This is a genomic window from Citrobacter sp. CK180 (assembly GCF_030333655.1).
Taxonomy (GTDB): Bacteria; Pseudomonadota; Gammaproteobacteria; order Enterobacterales; family Enterobacteriaceae; genus Citrobacter_B; species Citrobacter_B koseri.
Genome location: NZ_JAOWFM010000055.1, coordinates 184,708 through 200,128, shown reverse-complemented (window position 1 = coordinate 200,128; position 15,421 = coordinate 184,708). Strand labels below are relative to the sequence as shown.

The 15,421-nt window shown below is 55.6% G+C and carries 10 protein-coding genes and 1 pseudogene; 5 read left to right on the top strand and 6 right to left on the bottom strand.

Features of this window, described 5'->3' with window-relative positions; genetic code table 11:
- Positions 1 to 57: 57 nt before the first annotated feature.
- From OGV50_RS19810 to OGV50_RS19800, 3 genes and pseudogenes are all read right to left on the bottom strand, one after another.
- Positions 58 to 1,378: pseudogene (locus OGV50_RS19810) on the bottom strand (MFS transporter).
- Positions 1,379 to 1,680: 302 nt separating this feature from the next.
- Positions 1,681 to 2,709 (bottom strand): inner membrane protein YhjD, encoded by a 1,029-nt coding sequence (gene yhjD / locus OGV50_RS19805; protein WP_012135646.1) that lies wholly within the window; start codon positions 2,707 to 2,709, stop codon positions 1,681 to 1,683.
- A gap of 47 nt (positions 2,710 to 2,756) precedes the next feature.
- On the bottom strand, positions 2,757 to 3,656 hold the full coding sequence (locus OGV50_RS19800) for a LysR family transcriptional regulator (RefSeq protein WP_012135645.1): 900 nt from the start codon (positions 3,654 to 3,656) through the stop codon (positions 2,757 to 2,759).
- Positions 3,657 to 3,775: 119 nt separating this feature from the next.
- Between OGV50_RS19800 and OGV50_RS19795 the strand changes: the two genes are divergently transcribed.
- Entirely contained in the window at positions 3,776 to 4,534 is a 759-nt protein-coding gene (locus tag OGV50_RS19795) for an SDR family NAD(P)-dependent oxidoreductase (RefSeq protein ID WP_024131041.1), read from the top strand.
- Positions 4,535 to 4,815: 281 nt separating this feature from the next.
- Positions 4,816 to 6,405: an STY4199 family HEPN domain-containing protein gene (locus OGV50_RS19790; protein ID WP_199977275.1), complete on the top strand. Its 1,590-nt coding sequence runs from the start codon at positions 4,816 to 4,818 to the stop codon at positions 6,403 to 6,405.
- A 5-nt stretch (positions 6,406 to 6,410) separates the two neighbouring features.
- Here the strand turns inward: OGV50_RS19790 and OGV50_RS19785 are convergent, their stop codons facing one another.
- Positions 6,411 to 8,060, bottom strand: coding sequence for an alpha,alpha-trehalase (locus OGV50_RS19785; protein ID WP_012135642.1), 1,650 nt, complete (start codon positions 8,058 to 8,060; stop codon positions 6,411 to 6,413).
- A 427-nt stretch (positions 8,061 to 8,487) separates the two neighbouring features.
- Between OGV50_RS19785 and OGV50_RS19780 the strand changes: the two genes are divergently transcribed.
- Positions 8,488 to 9,882 carry a cytochrome-c peroxidase gene (locus OGV50_RS19780; protein WP_047460433.1) on the top strand — a complete coding sequence of 465 codons (1,395 nt, stop codon included), beginning with the start codon at positions 8,488 to 8,490 and terminating at the stop codon, positions 9,880 to 9,882.
- 155 nt (positions 9,883 to 10,037) lie between these two features.
- Here the strand turns inward: OGV50_RS19780 and gorA are convergent, their stop codons facing one another.
- Positions 10,038 to 11,390: a glutathione-disulfide reductase gene (gene gorA / locus OGV50_RS19775; RefSeq protein WP_047460436.1), complete on the bottom strand. Its 1,353-nt coding sequence runs from the start codon at positions 11,388 to 11,390 to the stop codon at positions 10,038 to 10,040.
- A 104-nt stretch (positions 11,391 to 11,494) separates the two neighbouring features.
- On the bottom strand, positions 11,495 to 12,337 hold the full coding sequence (locus tag OGV50_RS19770; RefSeq protein ID WP_200093140.1) for a 23S rRNA (adenine(2030)-N(6))-methyltransferase RlmJ: 843 nt from the start codon (positions 12,335 to 12,337) through the stop codon (positions 11,495 to 11,497).
- A gap of 206 nt (positions 12,338 to 12,543) precedes the next feature.
- Between OGV50_RS19770 and prlC the strand changes: the two genes are divergently transcribed.
- Together prlC and rsmJ are read left to right on the top strand one after the other, a co-directional pair.
- Positions 12,544 to 14,586 (top strand): oligopeptidase A, encoded by a 2,043-nt coding sequence (prlC, locus tag OGV50_RS19765; RefSeq protein WP_200093141.1) that lies wholly within the window; start codon positions 12,544 to 12,546, stop codon positions 14,584 to 14,586.
- Between the two features lie 8 nt (positions 14,587 to 14,594).
- Positions 14,595 to 15,353 carry a 16S rRNA (guanine(1516)-N(2))-methyltransferase RsmJ gene (gene rsmJ / locus OGV50_RS19760; protein WP_047460446.1) on the top strand — a complete coding sequence of 253 codons (759 nt, stop codon included), beginning with the start codon at positions 14,595 to 14,597 and terminating at the stop codon, positions 15,351 to 15,353.
- Positions 15,354 to 15,421: the final 68 nt, after the last annotated feature.

Genomic DNA, 15,421 nt, shown 5'->3' with positions numbered 1-15,421 from the left:
ATAGTGCCGGATGGCGGTGTAAACACCTTATCCGGCCTACGGGTGATGGCGGTCAAATCACAACGATTGGTGGCGTGTCTCGTGGGTCAACAGCAGCGCAATCAGCGTCAGGGCGGCCATTGACGCCAGATAGGTGCCGACCGCCGCCAGACCGTAGTTCCCCTGCAACCATGCGGCAATATACGGCGCTACGGACGCGCCAAGAATTGACGACACGTTATACGAGAAGGACGCGCCGGTGTAGCGAACTTCTGTCGGGAACAGCTCCGGCAGTAGCGCGCCCATCGGGCCGAAGGTCAGCCCCATCAGACTCAGCCCCAGCAGCAGGAAAACGAATCAATGCCGGATTACCGGAACCGAGCAACGGTTTAAAGGCAAACAGCGCGAACAGAATGATCATTGTCGTGATAATGACCATGCTCTTACGGCGACCAAAAGCGTCTGCCAGCAGGCCCGCAACCGGCACCATCACGCCAAAGCCGATCACCGCCAGCATCAACATCCACAACACCTCGTTACGCGGTAAACCGAGCCCCGCAGGGGCGGCTGCGGTACTGTACGTCATGGAATAGACCGTCATGATGTAGAACAGCGTATAGGTCGCCAGCATGATGAATGTCCCGAGTACCGTTACGCGTACGTGCCGGGTCAGCAGGGTGCCCAGCGGGATTTTTACCTGCTTTTTCGCCGCGGCGACCTTAGCGAATACCGGTGTTTCATGCAGCGAGACGCGGACGTACAGGCCGATAATGACCAGCACCGCAGAGAAAATGAACGGTAAACGCCAGCCCCAGGTCATGAACTGCTCATCGGTCAGCAGCCAGGAGAGGAGCAGGAACGTGCCGTTGGCGAAGAAGAAGCCGATAGGCGCGCCAAGCTGCGGGAAAGAGCCGTACAGCGCGCGCTTGCGCGGCGGGGCGTTTTCGGTCGCCAGCAGCGCCGCGCCGCCCCATTCTCCGCCGAGACCCAGACCCTGGCCAAAGCGCGCCAGCGCCAGCAGCAGCGGGGCGAAAATGCCAATGGTGGCATAGCCCGGCAGCAGGCCGATCACGACGGTGGAGATCCCCATCGTCAGCAATGACGCCACCAGCGTCACTTTACGCCCGACGCGGTCGCCGAAGTGGCCGAATAGCGCAGAGCCAATTGGACGCGCGACAAAGGCGATGGCGAAGGTGGCGAGGGACTGAAGCGTTGCCGCTGCCGGATCGCCCTGCGGGAAGAAAATATGGGGGAACACGATTACTGCGGCAGTCGCGTAAATGTAGAAGTCGAAGAACTCAATGGCGGTGCCGATGAGGGAGGCAACGACGACTTTATTGCGCGAGTTTACCGGAACGTGTTCCTGTTCGTTGTCGAGTGTGGTGGCGGTTGCTTGCATAGTATTTTCTTATTTTTTGGCGAACGAACGGCCATATTACGCACAGCAAAAGCGACATTTCAATCTGTAACAAAGCGGGATTTCGCTCAAATAATGGTCAAAAAGGGGATAATGTTTAGACCTGCGATTTCACGTCTATGAAATGCTTCACACAATTTTAAACTTAGAGGATAAAACTGATTTTAGGTTAAATAAAAGTTACGGTCTGGATTTATATGCTGCAATGCGTGCCGTATAAGGCGTAGCGACCTGCCGGGCGGTAGGCCGGATAAGCATCGCGCCATCCGGCATCAAATGATGAACTAGCGGTGGGTTTTCCCTGGCATACGCGGGTCGTCTTTGTATTCGGCGGTGGCTATCCAGGCCGCGCAAAACAGCGTCAGGCGGGCAAAGAAGTAGAAGAACGCCATCAGGCCAAGCACGGAACCGAATGCGGCGCCGGACGGGGATTTCACCAGGGAAGGCAGCGTGTAGGTCATGATGATTTTGATCACCTCAAAACCGATCGCGGCGATAAACGTACCGCGAATCAATGCCTTCTTGCGCGGTCGGTGGCGCGGTAGCCGCCAGAAAATCCAGAAGAACAGCAGGTAGTTGGCGAAAATCGAAATGGCCAGCCCAATCAACCGCCAGGCGGGTTTTAGCCACTCAATGCTGTCGAGATACAGCGCGGAGATAATCATCTGCTGCGCAGAACCGGCAATCGAGGTAATGGACAGCGTGATAATCAGCGCAACCAACAGCCCAATCAGCGAGACAAAATCGCGCAGGTATTTTATCCAGATTTTTTCCTGATCCTGCGGGGTGCGCTCCCACACGTCCCGCGACTGGGCGCGAATCGCTTCACGCAGGTTGCCCATCCAGTTGATCCCGGAATAGAGCGCAATGCCCAGCCCCACCAGGCCGACGGTGGTTCGCTGCTGAACGGCGGTGTTGATGGTGCTTTTCAGCGTGGACGCCAGCGTAGGATCGCTGACGTTCATCAGGATTTTATTGAAAATGTCCTCTAATAGCGTGGGATGTGACGCGAGAATAAAACCGGCGGCGGCAAACGACACCATCAGGACAGGGATCATCGACAGAAACGAGAAATAGGTGATAGCGGCGCCAAACTGGTTGCCCAGCCGATCGTTAAAACGCTCTGCGGCGCGGATCAGGTGGGCAATCACCGGCTGACGCTGGATTCTCGCTGCCGTCGTGGAGACCGTTTTGAGCGCCTGGGTGGCCTTGTTGTTTGTTTCTGGTTCGTCACGATCGTGCGTCTCCACTTTGGGCACCGGCGCATGGTCGAGTTCCTGAATAGGGCGTTTTACATCTTTTTCCTGCGTCATCAGGTCGATAGTCCTTCTTTTGTTAACTCTCAGAACAGTATAGCGTGTCAGTCCACGTAGTCTTTCATTACGCCGGTCAGCCACTCCATAAACAGGTGTACCCGGCGGGAGAGGTTGCGGCGATGCGGGTAGAGCAGGGACACCGGCATTGGGTCAGCGCGATACTGCGGCAGGATCTCGATGAGCGTTCCGGCGCGCAATGCCTCACGAACGCCGATGCGCGGCACCTGAATGATTCCTAGCCCCGCCAGGCAGGCGGCATGGTAGGTCTCGGTGCTGTTGACCGTCAGAATGCCGCCGGTTTTAATCCACTGCGTGCCGTTTGCCGTTGCCACTTCGAAGCCTTGCGGGCGCGTGCCCAGATTGACGGAATAATGAACCACCGCATGCGAGGCCAGATCGTCCAGACCTTCTGGGTAGCCAAAACGCGCCAGATACTGCGGACTGGCGCAGTTAATGACCGACAGCTTTCCCAACGGGCGGGCGATCAACCCGGAATCTTTTAGCGCCCCGACCCGCACCACGCAGTCGAACCCTTCCCGTATCAAATCCACCAGGCGATCGCTGCTGCTGAGTTCCAGCTCAATACCCGGATACTGCTGTAAAAACGCGGGCAGGCGCGGTATCACCAGGTTCTTGGCGACCCCAACCGGCATATCGACCCGCAGCTTGCCGCTGATGCTGGCCGGGTCGTGCTGGAACAAACCGTCCAGCTCGTCCAGGTTCGTCAGCAGATCTTTCGCACGTTCGTAATACACCATTCCGTCCTGAGTAAGCTGAACCCGCCGGGTGGTGCGGTGCAGCAACTGCGTGCCGAGGTGGTTTTCCAGCGCCTGTATCTGGCGGGATACGCTACCTTTAGGAAGGCCTGATGTTTCGGCGGCGCGGGAAAAACTCTCCAGTTCCGCGACGCGAATGAACAACTGCATTGCGTGAATTTTATCCATCGCGAGGTCCCGGTGTTGTTCTGAATGAAACAGTGAAGCGCATTTCGCTACATTTATTGTTTTTCTAACACCTAATAAGCTCTTTCTCAATCTTCACAACACCTGAAATGAGGTTTCTTATGACGCAACGTATCGCATTAGTGACCGGCGGCAGCCGAGGGCTCGGTAAAAACGCGGCGCTTAAGCTGGCGAGCAGAGGAATCGGGATCATTCTGACGTGGAACAGCAATGAAAAAGAGGCGCAGCAGGTCGTGCATGAAATTACGCAATCAGGCGGGAAAGCCGCAGCATTGCAGTTGAATGTCGGGGATATTTCGGGATTCCCGGCGTTTGTTGAAAAGGTGCGGGAAACCCTGAAAACGGAGTGGCAACGTGATTCGTTTGATTATTTATTGAACAATGCCGGAATCGGCATCAACGCGCCGTATTCGACCTTCACTGAAGCGCAGTTTGACCAGCTTTTGAACATTCAGTTTAAAGGGCCGTTTTTCCTGACTCAGGGGCTGTTACCTCTGCTAAAGAATGGCGGCAGGATCCTCAATGTGTCAACGGGGCTGGCCCGTTTTGCGTTGCCTGGCTACAGCGCTTATGCCGCGATGAAGGGGGCGATGGAAGTGCTGACGCGTTATCAGGCAAAAGAGCTGGGCGAGCGCGGCATTAGCGTGAACATTATTGCGCCGGGAGCCATTGAAACTGATTTTGGCGGCGGCAATGTGCGGGACAATGAACAACTGAATGCGTATATCGCGTCACAAACCGCCCTGGGACGGGTTGGTTTGCCGGACGATATTGGTGATGCCATCGCCGCGTTGCTCAGCGATGAACTGGGCTGGATGACCGCGCAGCGTATCGAAGTGTCGGGCGGCATGTTCTTATAATCAGAATGATAATATTAAGCGGGTGGTTTACACCCGCAACATTAATTTAGATTAAGGATAAACTTATTTCAGGAACGCTGTTTTATTCCTGACGTTAATTTTAATATTTCGCGATGACTGTTCATCGACTTCTCTTTATTTCCCTCGCCGCCCACAATAAATTTCTCAACCTTTGCGTTATAGTCACTGTAATGCCAAAAAAATCTGTTATATCTATCAAAACAGATAATTAAAATAATATTAAAAGCCTTCTTTATGGAGGGGCTTTTTTAGGGACGATCATGACGAATAACGCTTCGCAGGCGATACATTCGCCTTTTGAACACTGTCTGGGCATCATCCGTCAGGCGTCAGTGGAGATCCTGCTGCTGCTGGGCGTACATGTTGCGGAAGGAAAAGAACCGCGCTGGTTTATGGAACAACTGGATCAAGCCCGCCTTAATTTAGGCGGCTGGAGCGTGGTGGCAAAAAAATTACATATAAACGATGCGCAACTGAGCCAGTTTATGCTGCATTTGCGACATCTCCAGCAGTATGTTCCGCAATATGACAGCGGGAAGGATGTCAGTGAAAACCAACTGCTTGCCGCCCTGCGTTTTGTGGCGTCGCTGGAACAACTGCGCCAGCGGCAGCCGCTTCTCACTTATCAGACTGATATTGATGCAGGCAATCAGGACGCGCAAATACAGGCCCGGCGTCAGCTGCGGGCGATTGAACTCACGCTGAAAGCGCTTATTTCGCAGGTGTGGCCGGATCGTCATCAGTTGAATAGCTACCTGAAGCTGCATTTTGGCGCCGATCGTCTGCGACGCTGGTTAAAACTCAGCGAAGGACAGGATGCGCTCAGCGCGATGCTGTTTAGCGAGCTGGCATTGATGGTGGTCGATAAAAAGTCGTTTGCCCGTCACTATTCCGCATTTTTCAAAGACGCGTCTGCGCTGACGCTGTTTGTTGAGCCGCGTACGACCCTGCGTATGTTCCTTGAGGATTGCCGTCAGGCGCGTAACGGCATCATCGCCGGGCAGCCGCTCAGTTCCGTGCAGTTGTCGCTACTGGATTGTCAGTTCCGCCAGATCACCCGTTCGGTACAGCGGGCGTTTAATGAAAAACGCACCCGCATAAATCCGGCTTCGTTTATGGCGTCCGATGAGGGCGTGGTGGAGAAATTCTGGGAGGAGGCGCGAGAAAAAGACGCGCTGGCGGGGGGAGATAACCAGGAAATTGGCGAGAGTATTGAACCGCCTCACAAGCGACAGCAGCGGACGGCTGAAGAGCGTGAGCAGCTGATTTCCGGGGTGTTGTGGGGCGGGGTTGGCGCAATGGTGCTGGCGATTCTGGTGGGGGCGTTTTGGTTGTTCAGCTCGCCGCCTCCCTCTGCCGCGCCCGTACAACGCGACGAGGTCATGCAGGATGACGCCCGGCTTGAGGCGCCCTCCGCGCGGGAAACCATGAGCCGCATGGGGATCACCTGGGACCCGTTTAATATGCGCTCGGCGATCGACCGTAATGATACGCGCGTTACGGCGTTGTTCTTACAGGGCGGGATGAACTGGCAGCTGGCCTGGACCGAACAGGCGTTTTCGACGGGCAACGCCGATGTGCTGCAACTGCTGCTACGCTACCCTTCGCTGATGGATGAGGTAAAACCCTGCCGACGCTTCCTGACGTCGCTGAGCCACGCCATGCTGAACGGAGCGTCGCTGACGTCGCTGCATAAAAAGTATCTGCAAAGTTTTTGTACCGTTCCGGCGGTGGTGATGCGCCAGCAGCATGATATGGAGCAGGCCCGGCTGCGTGTTCAGGCCGAGCCCAGCGTGGAAAACAAAAAATGGTTAAAGATTCAGACCGCCATTTATAACGAGATTCGGTAACGTCGCTATGGTTCGCCGTATAAACCAATCAAACGGCGAACCACGCCATTGGTCCAGCCAAACCCATCCTGCAACGGATATTCCCCGCCGCCCCCTTCACGCGGCGTGCCGCAGGCAATATGGTACTTTTCGATCAGTTTATGGTGCTGCTGGTAAAAAATATTGACGGTTTTTAACCAGTTGCGGGCAATTTCATCCCCCAGCATATCGTCGCCGTACAGCTTGAAGCCCTGGATTGCCATCCACTGTAGCGGCGCCCAGCCGTTAGGCTTATCCCATTGCTCGCCGGTTTCATACTCTGTCGCCATGATCCCGCCAGGTGTCAGCAGACGGCTGCGAACGGCGTTAGCGAGGCGGTCTGCCTGCTCGTGAGTCGCCATGCCGACATACAGCGGCACGATACTGGCGGCGGAAAAGAGCGCCATTTGCTCGCGCCGCCAGTCGTAATCCCGATAGCAGCCATTCTCGTCATCCCACAGATAGCGGTTTACGGCGGCGCGGCGATCGCTGGCTTTCTGGCGAAATGCCGCTTCGGTTTCACGGTCGCCTTTCAGGGCGGAAATGTTGGCAATCGCGCTCTCCAGTTTGTAGAGGAAAGCGTTCAGGTCGATGGGGATGAACTGGGTTGTGCGGATGCTGGCCAGCCGGCTTGCATCGCGCAGCCAGCGTGATGAGTAATCCCAACCGGAGGCCGCGCCAGCACGGAGATCCCGGTATACCTCATTAGCCGGGCGACCCGAATGTTTGGCGGTTTCCACATCCTCCAGCCACGATTCGTCGCGGGGGGTGTCGCGATCGTCCCAGTAGCGGTTGAGCAGGGAACCGTCCGGCATTCTGATGACATGGCGATAGGCCTGGTTGAGCACCAGAGATTCCGCGCCGTCCATCCAGAAGGCGTACTCCATTTTCAGATGATCCAGATAGCGCCGCGCCCCGCGCACGCCATCCTCTTCGAACAGTTCGACCATCAGCGCAAAGACCGGCGGCTGCGAGCGGCTCAAATAATATGTGCGGTTTCCGTTGGGGATGTGGCCGTAATTCTCAATCATCCACGCGAAGTTGTCCGCCATACATTTCAGCAGGTCTTCCCGGCCGCTTTCCGCCAGGCCCAGCATGGTGAAATAGGAGTCCCAGTAGTAGGTTTCGCTAAAACGTCCGCCCGGCACGATATAGGATTGCGGCAGCGCCAGCAGCGAGGACCAGGGAATGTGATCCTGCGGCTCACGCGTCAGCACCGGCCAGAGCTGATCGATATGCTCTTTCAGTGAATTTTCCGGGTTGGAGACATATTCGCTGGACCAGGTTTCCGGTAGCCAGAAGTGATTTTCAACAAAGCGCAGCAGGTCAAAGTCGCGGTGTCGTCTGACCTTACGGTAGCGGATCAGAATATCCAGCGGGTCCATTTTTGGCGCGCAGTCGGGGAAAGTTTTACTGTCGGCAAAAAGCCGGGATGATTGCACATGCTCGAACAGCTCAAGATAGCGATCGGCTGGGGTAAGGGCGTCGGAGGCGGGTAGCCCCTCAATCATCTCAGGTTCCGGTTCTGCCTCGATCATTTCATCCAGCTTTAACTCGCACGGATCCGTTTCATAAAGCAGATCGATTTCGATCGTTAATTCGTCGGATGGGGCGGGGTGTAATTTCTGGTTGAGCATAATGAGAAGGACCTCCGGATTGCGTCGTAAATGATACGGGTGTTGCCCGGCTGTCTATTAAGCGTAGACATTCGCTTCGGTATATGAGGTGCAAACTGTGCGATAGATCACGCTTTGTTAATGCGTGAAAAAGAGTCTTTAAATATAGATTACTGATAATAATATAAAAAATATGGAATAGCCGTAACAGGAAGATTTTCACTTTCAGAACATTCGATTGCAACGAGTTATGAATACCGACGCCGAAAGACCCTGCTTATAATAGGGAAAAGCTATCTTATCGATAGTTTATCCCCATGTAATTGCTTGATACTTATCAAAAACCCTTCGCCTGTATTTCCTATGATGGCTATGTCTAATAAAGACATACGCCTGATTTATGTTCATCTTCTGGGCCATAATATCTCACTATAGTGAGGGTAAAATAATGAAAATCATTACCCGTCTTACCGCGATAGCCATAGCAGGCATTGCGATTTGTTATTTAGGATTATCTGGTTACGTTTGGTATCACGATAATCAACGTAGTAAAGAAGCTGATGTGCAAGCCTCAACGCTGGAAGACAATAATAAAATCCTGGGTTTTTTACGGGAAAAGGGATGCGATTATTGTCATACCCCCTCTGCTGAACTGCCTTTTTATTCCTCTTTTCCCGTTGCTAAGCAGTTGATGAATTATGACATTCAACTGGGCTATAAATCTTTCAACCTTGAAGCAGTACGCGCCGCGTTGGTCGCGGATAAACCCGTCACGCAAAGCGATCTGAATAAGATTGAATGGGTGATGCAGTACGAAACAATGCCGCCAACGCGCTATACCGCGCTGCACTGGGCCGGTAAGGTCAGTGATACGGAGCGGGAGGAGATTCTCGGCTGGATCGCTAAACAGCGCGAGCGTTACTACGCCAGCGCGGATACGGCGGCGGCGCACCGTAATGAGCCGGTTCAGCCTGTCCCCGAAAAACTGCCGGTTGACGATCAAAAAGTCGCACTGGGTTTTACCCTCTACCACGATGCCCGTTTATCGGGTGACAGCACCATCTCCTGCGCGCATTGCCATGCGCTGAACGCGGGCGGTGTAGATGGCAGGAAAACCTCCATCGGCGTGGGCGGCGCGGTAGGGCCAATCAACGCGCCAACGGTGTTCAACTCGATCTTTAACGTTGAGCAATTCTGGGATGGTCGCGCGCCGACGTTGCAGGCGCAGGCTGGTGGGCCGCCGTTAAACCCGATTGAAATGGCCTCTAAATCCTGGGATGAAATCATTGGGAAACTCGATAAAGATCCGGTGCTAAAACAGCAGTTCACGGCAATATATCCGCAGGGCTTCAGCGGAGAAGCGATTACGGATGCCATTGCCGAGTTTGAGAAGACGCTGATTACGCCAAATTCGCCTTTCGATAAGTGGTTACGAGGGGATGAAAATGCGCTGACGGCGCAGCAGAAACATGGCTATGAGCTGTTCAAAGAGAATAAATGTGCGACCTGTCACGGCGGTATTATTCTCGGTGGGCGTTCCTTCGAGCCGTTGGGTCTGAAGAAAGACTTTAATTTCGGCGAAATTACCGCAGCGGACATTGGACGTATGAACGTCACCAATGAAGTTCGCGATAAATTGCGTCAGAAAGTGCCAGGATTACGTAACGTTGCGCTGACCGCGCCGTATTTCCACCGGGGGGATGTGCCAACCCTCGACGGAGCGGTGAAACTGATGTTGCGTTATCAGGTGGGGAAAGAGATTCCGCAGAAAGATATTGATGATATCGTCGCATTCCTGGAAAGCCTGAACGGGGTGTATACGCCGTATATGCAAGGAAAATAAAAGAATGCCGGATGACGGCTGAGGTTTTATCGGGCCTACGAAAACCGCACGCGTAGGCCCGATAAGCATAGCGCCATCGGGCATGGCGCCAGATGGCGACGTAAACGCCTTAATCGGCCGACAGGATCATCACACCATCCGGCGCTTATCGACGATTAACGCATTGTCACGAACTCTTCCGCCGCCGTTGGGTGAATCGCCACGGTGTTGTCGAAGTCTTTCTTGGTGGCGCCCATTTTCAGCGCGACCGCGAAGCCCTGCAACATTTCATCCATCCCGAAGCCGATGCCGTGAATACCGACAATCTTCTCGTCTTCGCCGACGCACACCAGCTTCATGCGGCAGGGCTGACGGTGAGAGGTCACCGCAGTGTACATGGCTGTGAACGATGATTTGTACACTTTCACCTGGTCGTCGCCGTACTGTTCGCGCGCCTGTGGTTCGGTCAGGCCCACGGTGCCAATCGGCGGGTGGCTAAAGACCACGGTCGGAATATTGCTGTAGTCCAGATGCTCGTTCGGCTTGTTGTTGAACAAACGTTCGGAGAGACGACGACCCGCCGCCACGGCGACTGGCGTCAGCTCAACCGCACCGGTGTTATCGCCCACCGCATAAATACCTTCCACGCTGGTATTCTGGAATTTATCGACGACGATGTACCCTTTTTCGTTGGTTTTCACGCCGGTGGCGGCAAGGTTAACGTTGTCGGTTGCCGGTTCGCGGCCAATCGCCCAAATCAGGCAATCCACCGTTTCGCTGCGACCGTCTTCCAGTTGCAGGGTCAGGCTGCCGTCGGCGTTTTTCACCACCGCTTTCGGGATCGCGTGGGTGTGAAGGGTCGGGCCTTCCGTGTTCATCACTTCAACCAGCGTTTCGGTGATCATCGGGTCAAAGCTGCGCAGCGGCGCGTGTTTACGCACGAACAGGTGCGTTTGGGCGCCCAGGCCGTTAATCACGCCAGCCAGTTCTACGGCGATGTAACCCGCGCCGACCACCGCAACGCGCTCCGGCAGCGCAGGTAGCGCAAAGAAACCGTCGGAGTCGATACCGTATTCCGTACCCGGAATGGACGGATGGCTCGGGCGACCGCCGGTGGCGATCAGAATGTGATCGGCGGTGATCGTTTCCCCATTCACTTCAAGGGTTCTGGCATCCACGAAGCGGGCGAAGCCTTTGATCACATCCACGTTATTTTTACCCAGCACGTTGTCGTACGAGGTGTGAATGCGGTCGATATAGGCCGTGCGGCTGGCAATCAGCGTGTCCCAGTTGAACGCGTTGATGGTGGTGTCAAAGCCGTAGTCCGGGCCGTACATATGGATCGCTTCGCGAATCTGCGCGGCATGCCACATCACTTTTTTAGGGACGCAACCGACGTTGACGCAGGTGCCGCCCAGCTCTTTGGCTTCAATCAACGCACATTTCTGACCGTACATAGCGGCACGGTTAATCGAGGCAATGCCGCCGCTTCCGCCGCCGATCGCGATGTAATCATAGTGTTTGGTCATGACCGCTCCTTCATGTTCATTGTAGGGCGAATGAGTGCAATGCCATTCGCCAAAATATTCGCGATTGTATACCTGGAATTAAAAGGTTCCACCGATGGCTGTGATTACTCTGGCACGATCCAGCTGACGGAAGCGTGCCCGGTGCCCGCCGGAACCAGCTTGCTGTGCAGCCACGGCAGCACGTTGTTCATCTGCTGTTCCAGCTTCCACGGTGGGTTAATGACGATCATGCCAGAGGCGGTCATGCCGCGCTGGTCGCTGTCCGGGCGTACTGCCAGCTCAATTTGCAGGATTTTGCGGATTCCGGTGTCTTCCAGGTCGTGAATCATGCGTTTAATTTGCTGGCGTAACACCACCGGATACCACAGCGCATAGGTGCCGGTGGCAAAGCGCTTATACCCTTCGCTGATGCCGCTGACGACCGCCTGATAATCGGTTTTCATTTCGTAAGGCGGGTCGATGAGGATCAGGCCGCGACGTGTAACCGGCGGCAGTTTGGACTTCAACTGCATATAGCCGTCGGCACGCTCCACGCGGGCGCGGCTGTCTTTTTGAAACTCAGAACGCAGTAGCGGAAAATCGCTTGAATGCAGCTCCGTCAGTTGTAGGCTGTCCTGCTCACGCAGCAACTGGCGGGCGATGAGCGGGGAACCCGGGTAGTAACGCAGTTGCCCGTTACGGTTAAAGTGCTCTACCACGCCGATATAAGGCTCCAGCTCGACCGGTAAATCGTCCTGCTGCCAGATGCGGGCGATCCCTTCCATATATTCACCGGTGCGTTCGGCGTGTTCGCCGCTCAGCTGATAACGGCCAGCGCCAGCGTGCGTGTCCAGATAAAGAAACGGTTTCTCTTTCTCTTTGAGCGACTCGATAATCAGGCTCTGAACAGTGTGTTTGAGGACGTCGGCGTGGTTGCCAGCGTGAAAGCTGTGGCGATAACTGAGCATGGGTAATTAAATTCCGCTGAAATAGACGATTTGTCACAGTTTACAGCAGAAAAGGGCAGATTACCCGTAGGCCGGTAAGCGCAGCGCTACCGGGTATTTTTCCGCTACGCTCGCCATTGAAATTCACTACACTTACCCCCATCTGAAACAAATATGCACAGCGCCGGATGCGCGCTTCATTCACCTTATTCAACAGGACAGCGCTTATGACCAATCCATTACTGACGCCTTTCTCGCTACCGCCGTTTTCCCAAATCCAGCCTGAGCATGTGGTGCCTGCCGTGACAAAGGCGCTGAATGACTGCCGTGAAAACGTGGAGCGGGTAGTGGCGCAGGGCGCGCCGTACACCTGGGAAAATCTCTGCCAGCCGCTGGCGGAAGTGGACGACGTGCTGGGGCGCATTTTCTCTCCGGTCAGCCATCTGAATTCCGTTAAAAACAGCCCGGAACTGCGCGAAGCCTATGAGCAGACGCTGCCGCTGCTGTCTGAATACAGCACCTGGGTTGGTCAGCACGAGGGTCTGTACAATGCGTACCGCGACCTGCGCGATGGCGACCATTACGCGACCCTGAACGTCGCGCAGAAAAAAGCGGTTGATAACGCGCTGCGCGATTTTGAGCTTTCCGGTATTGGTCTGCCGAAGGAAAAACAGCAGCGCTATGGTGAAATCGCCACTCGCCTGTCCGAGCTGGGTAACCAGTACAGCAACAACGTGCTCGACGCTACGATGGGCTGGACGAAGTTAGTGACTGACGACGCGGAACTGGCGGGCATGCCGGAAAGCGCTCTGGCCGCCGCGAAAGCGCAGGCGGAAGCGAAAGAGCAGGAAGGCTGGCTGCTGACGCTGGATATTCCAAGCTATCTGCCGGTGATGACCTACTGCGACAACCCGGCATTGCGTGAAGAGATGTATCGCGCCTATGTGACGCGCGCCTCCGATCAGGGGCCGAACGCGGGTAAATGGGACAACAGCCCGGTGATGGAAGAGATCCTCGCGCTGCGTCATGAACTGGCGCAGTTGCTGGGTTTCGACAGCTATGCCTTTAAATCGCTCGCCACCAAAATGGCGGAAAACCCGCAGCAGGTGCTGGATTTCTTAACCGATCTGGCGAAACGCGCGCGTCCGCAGGGCGAGAAAGAGCTGGCGCAACTGCGCGCCTTCGCGAAAGCGACGTTCGGCGTCGATGAACTGCAACCGTGGGATATCGCGTACTACAGCGAGAAACAGAAGCAGCACCTTTACAGCATCAGCGATGAGCAACTGCGCCCGTACTTCCCGGAAAACAAAGCCGTGAACGGCCTGTTTGAAGTGGTACAACGCATTTACGGCGTTACGGCCAGAGAGCGTAACGATGTGGATGTCTGGCATCCCGACGTGCGCTTCTTCGAGCTGTATGACGAAAACAACGAACTGCGCGGCAGTTTCTACCTTGATCTGTATGCGCGTGAGCACAAGCGTGGCGGGGCGTGGATGGATGACTGCGTCGGCCAGATGCGCAAAGCCGATGGCTCGCTGCAAAAACCGGTCGCCTACCTGACCTGTAACTTTAACCGTCCGGTTAACGGTAAACCGGCGCTGTTCACGCATGATGAAGTGATCACCCTGTTCCACGAGTTCGGCCACGGTCTGCACCACATGCTGACCCGCATCGAAACGGCGGGCGTTTCCGGCATCAGTGGTGTGCCGTGGGATGCGGTCGAACTGCCGAGCCAGTTTATGGAAAACTGGTGCTGGGAGCCGGACGCGCTGGCGTTTATCTCCGGTCACTACGAGACCGGCGAACCGCTGCCGAAGGAACTGCTGGATAAAATGCTGGCGGCGAAGAACTACCAGGCGGCGCTATTTATTCTGCGTCAGCTGGAGTTTGGCCTGTTCGACTTCCGTCTGCATGCGGAATTTAACCCGGAACAAGGGGCGAAAATTCTGGAGACGCTTTCTGAGATCAAAAAACAGGTCGCCGTGGTGCCGGGGCCGTCATGGGGTCGCTTCCCGCACGCCTTCAGCCATATTTTCGCTGGGGGGTATGCGGCAGGTTACTACAGCTATCTGTGGGCCGATGTACTGGCGGCGGATGCCTTCTCGCGCTTTGAGGAAGAAGGCATTTTCAACCGCGATACCGGGCAGTCGTTCCTCGACAACATCCTGACTCGCGGCGGTTCGGAAGAGCCGATGGAGCTGTTCAAGCGCTTCCGTGGCCGTGAACCGCAGCTGGACGCGATGCTGACGCACTACGGCATTAAAGGCTGATAGCGTACGTGAAGATCTGCTTAGTTGATGAAACAGGCGCCGGAGACGGCGCCTTATCTGTTCTTGCCGCCCGCTGGGGGTTAGAGCATGACGAAAACAACCCGATGGCGCTGGTGCTGACGACTGCGCATCTGGAGCTGCGTAAGCGCGATGAGCCGAAGCTTGGCGGCATCTTTGTCGATTTTGTCGGCGGGGCGATGGCCCATCGCCGCAAGTTCGGCGGCGGTCGTGGCGAAGCGGTCGCGAAAGCGGTCGGCATTAAAGGCGATTACCTGCCGGATGTGGTCGATGCGACGGCGGGACTGGGGCGCGATGCTTTTGTGCTGGCTTCCGTGGGGTGTCGAGTGCGCATGCTGGAGCGCAACCCGGTGGTCGCGGCGTTGCTGGATGACGGTCTGGCGCGCGGGTATGCTGACCCGGAAATCGGCCCGTGGTTGCAGGAGCGCTTGCAGTTGATCCATGCCTCCAGCCTGACGGCGCTGACGGATATCACGCCGCGCCCGCAGGTGGTTTATCTCGATCCGATGTTCCCGCATAAGCAGAAAAGCGCATTGGTGAAAAAAGAGATGCGGGTGTTTCAGTCGCTGGTCGGGCCGGATCTTGATGCCGATGGTTTGCTGGCGCCAGCGCGCCAGCTGGCGACCAAACGGGTCGTGGTGAAGCGCCCGGATTACGCGCCACCGTTAGCGGATGTCGCCACGCCGAACGCGGTTGTCACTAAAGGCCACCGGTTTGATATTTATGCCGGTACGGCGTTGGTGGAGTAACGAATTGCCCGATGGCGCTTCGCTTATCGGGCCTACGGTTCAGTGCAGGGTACGCCGCCATCCGGCAA

Coding starts and splice junctions, on each gene's coding strand:
- yhjD (WP_012135646.1), bottom strand. CDS start 2,709: ATGACGCAGGAAAAAGATGTAAAACGCCCTATTCAGGAACTCGACCAT.
- OGV50_RS19770 (WP_200093140.1), bottom strand. CDS start 12,337: ATGCTCAGTTATCGCCACAGCTTTCACGCTGGCAACCACGCCGACGTC.
- OGV50_RS19790 (WP_199977275.1), top strand. CDS start 4,816: ATGACGAATAACGCTTCGCAGGCGATACATTCGCCTTTTGAACACTGT.
- prlC (WP_200093141.1), top strand. CDS start 12,544: ATGACCAATCCATTACTGACGCCTTTCTCGCTACCGCCGTTTTCCCAA.
- OGV50_RS19800 (WP_012135645.1), bottom strand. CDS start 3,656: ATGGATAAAATTCACGCAATGCAGTTGTTCATTCGCGTCGCGGAACTG.
- gorA (WP_047460436.1), bottom strand. CDS start 11,390: ATGACCAAACACTATGATTACATCGCGATCGGCGGCGGAAGCGGCGGC.
- OGV50_RS19795 (WP_024131041.1), top strand. CDS start 3,776: ATGACGCAACGTATCGCATTAGTGACCGGCGGCAGCCGAGGGCTCGGT.
- OGV50_RS19780 (WP_047460433.1), top strand. CDS start 8,488: ATGAAAATCATTACCCGTCTTACCGCGATAGCCATAGCAGGCATTGCG.
- OGV50_RS19785 (WP_012135642.1), bottom strand. CDS start 8,060: ATGCTCAACCAGAAATTACACCCCGCCCCATCCGACGAATTAACGATC.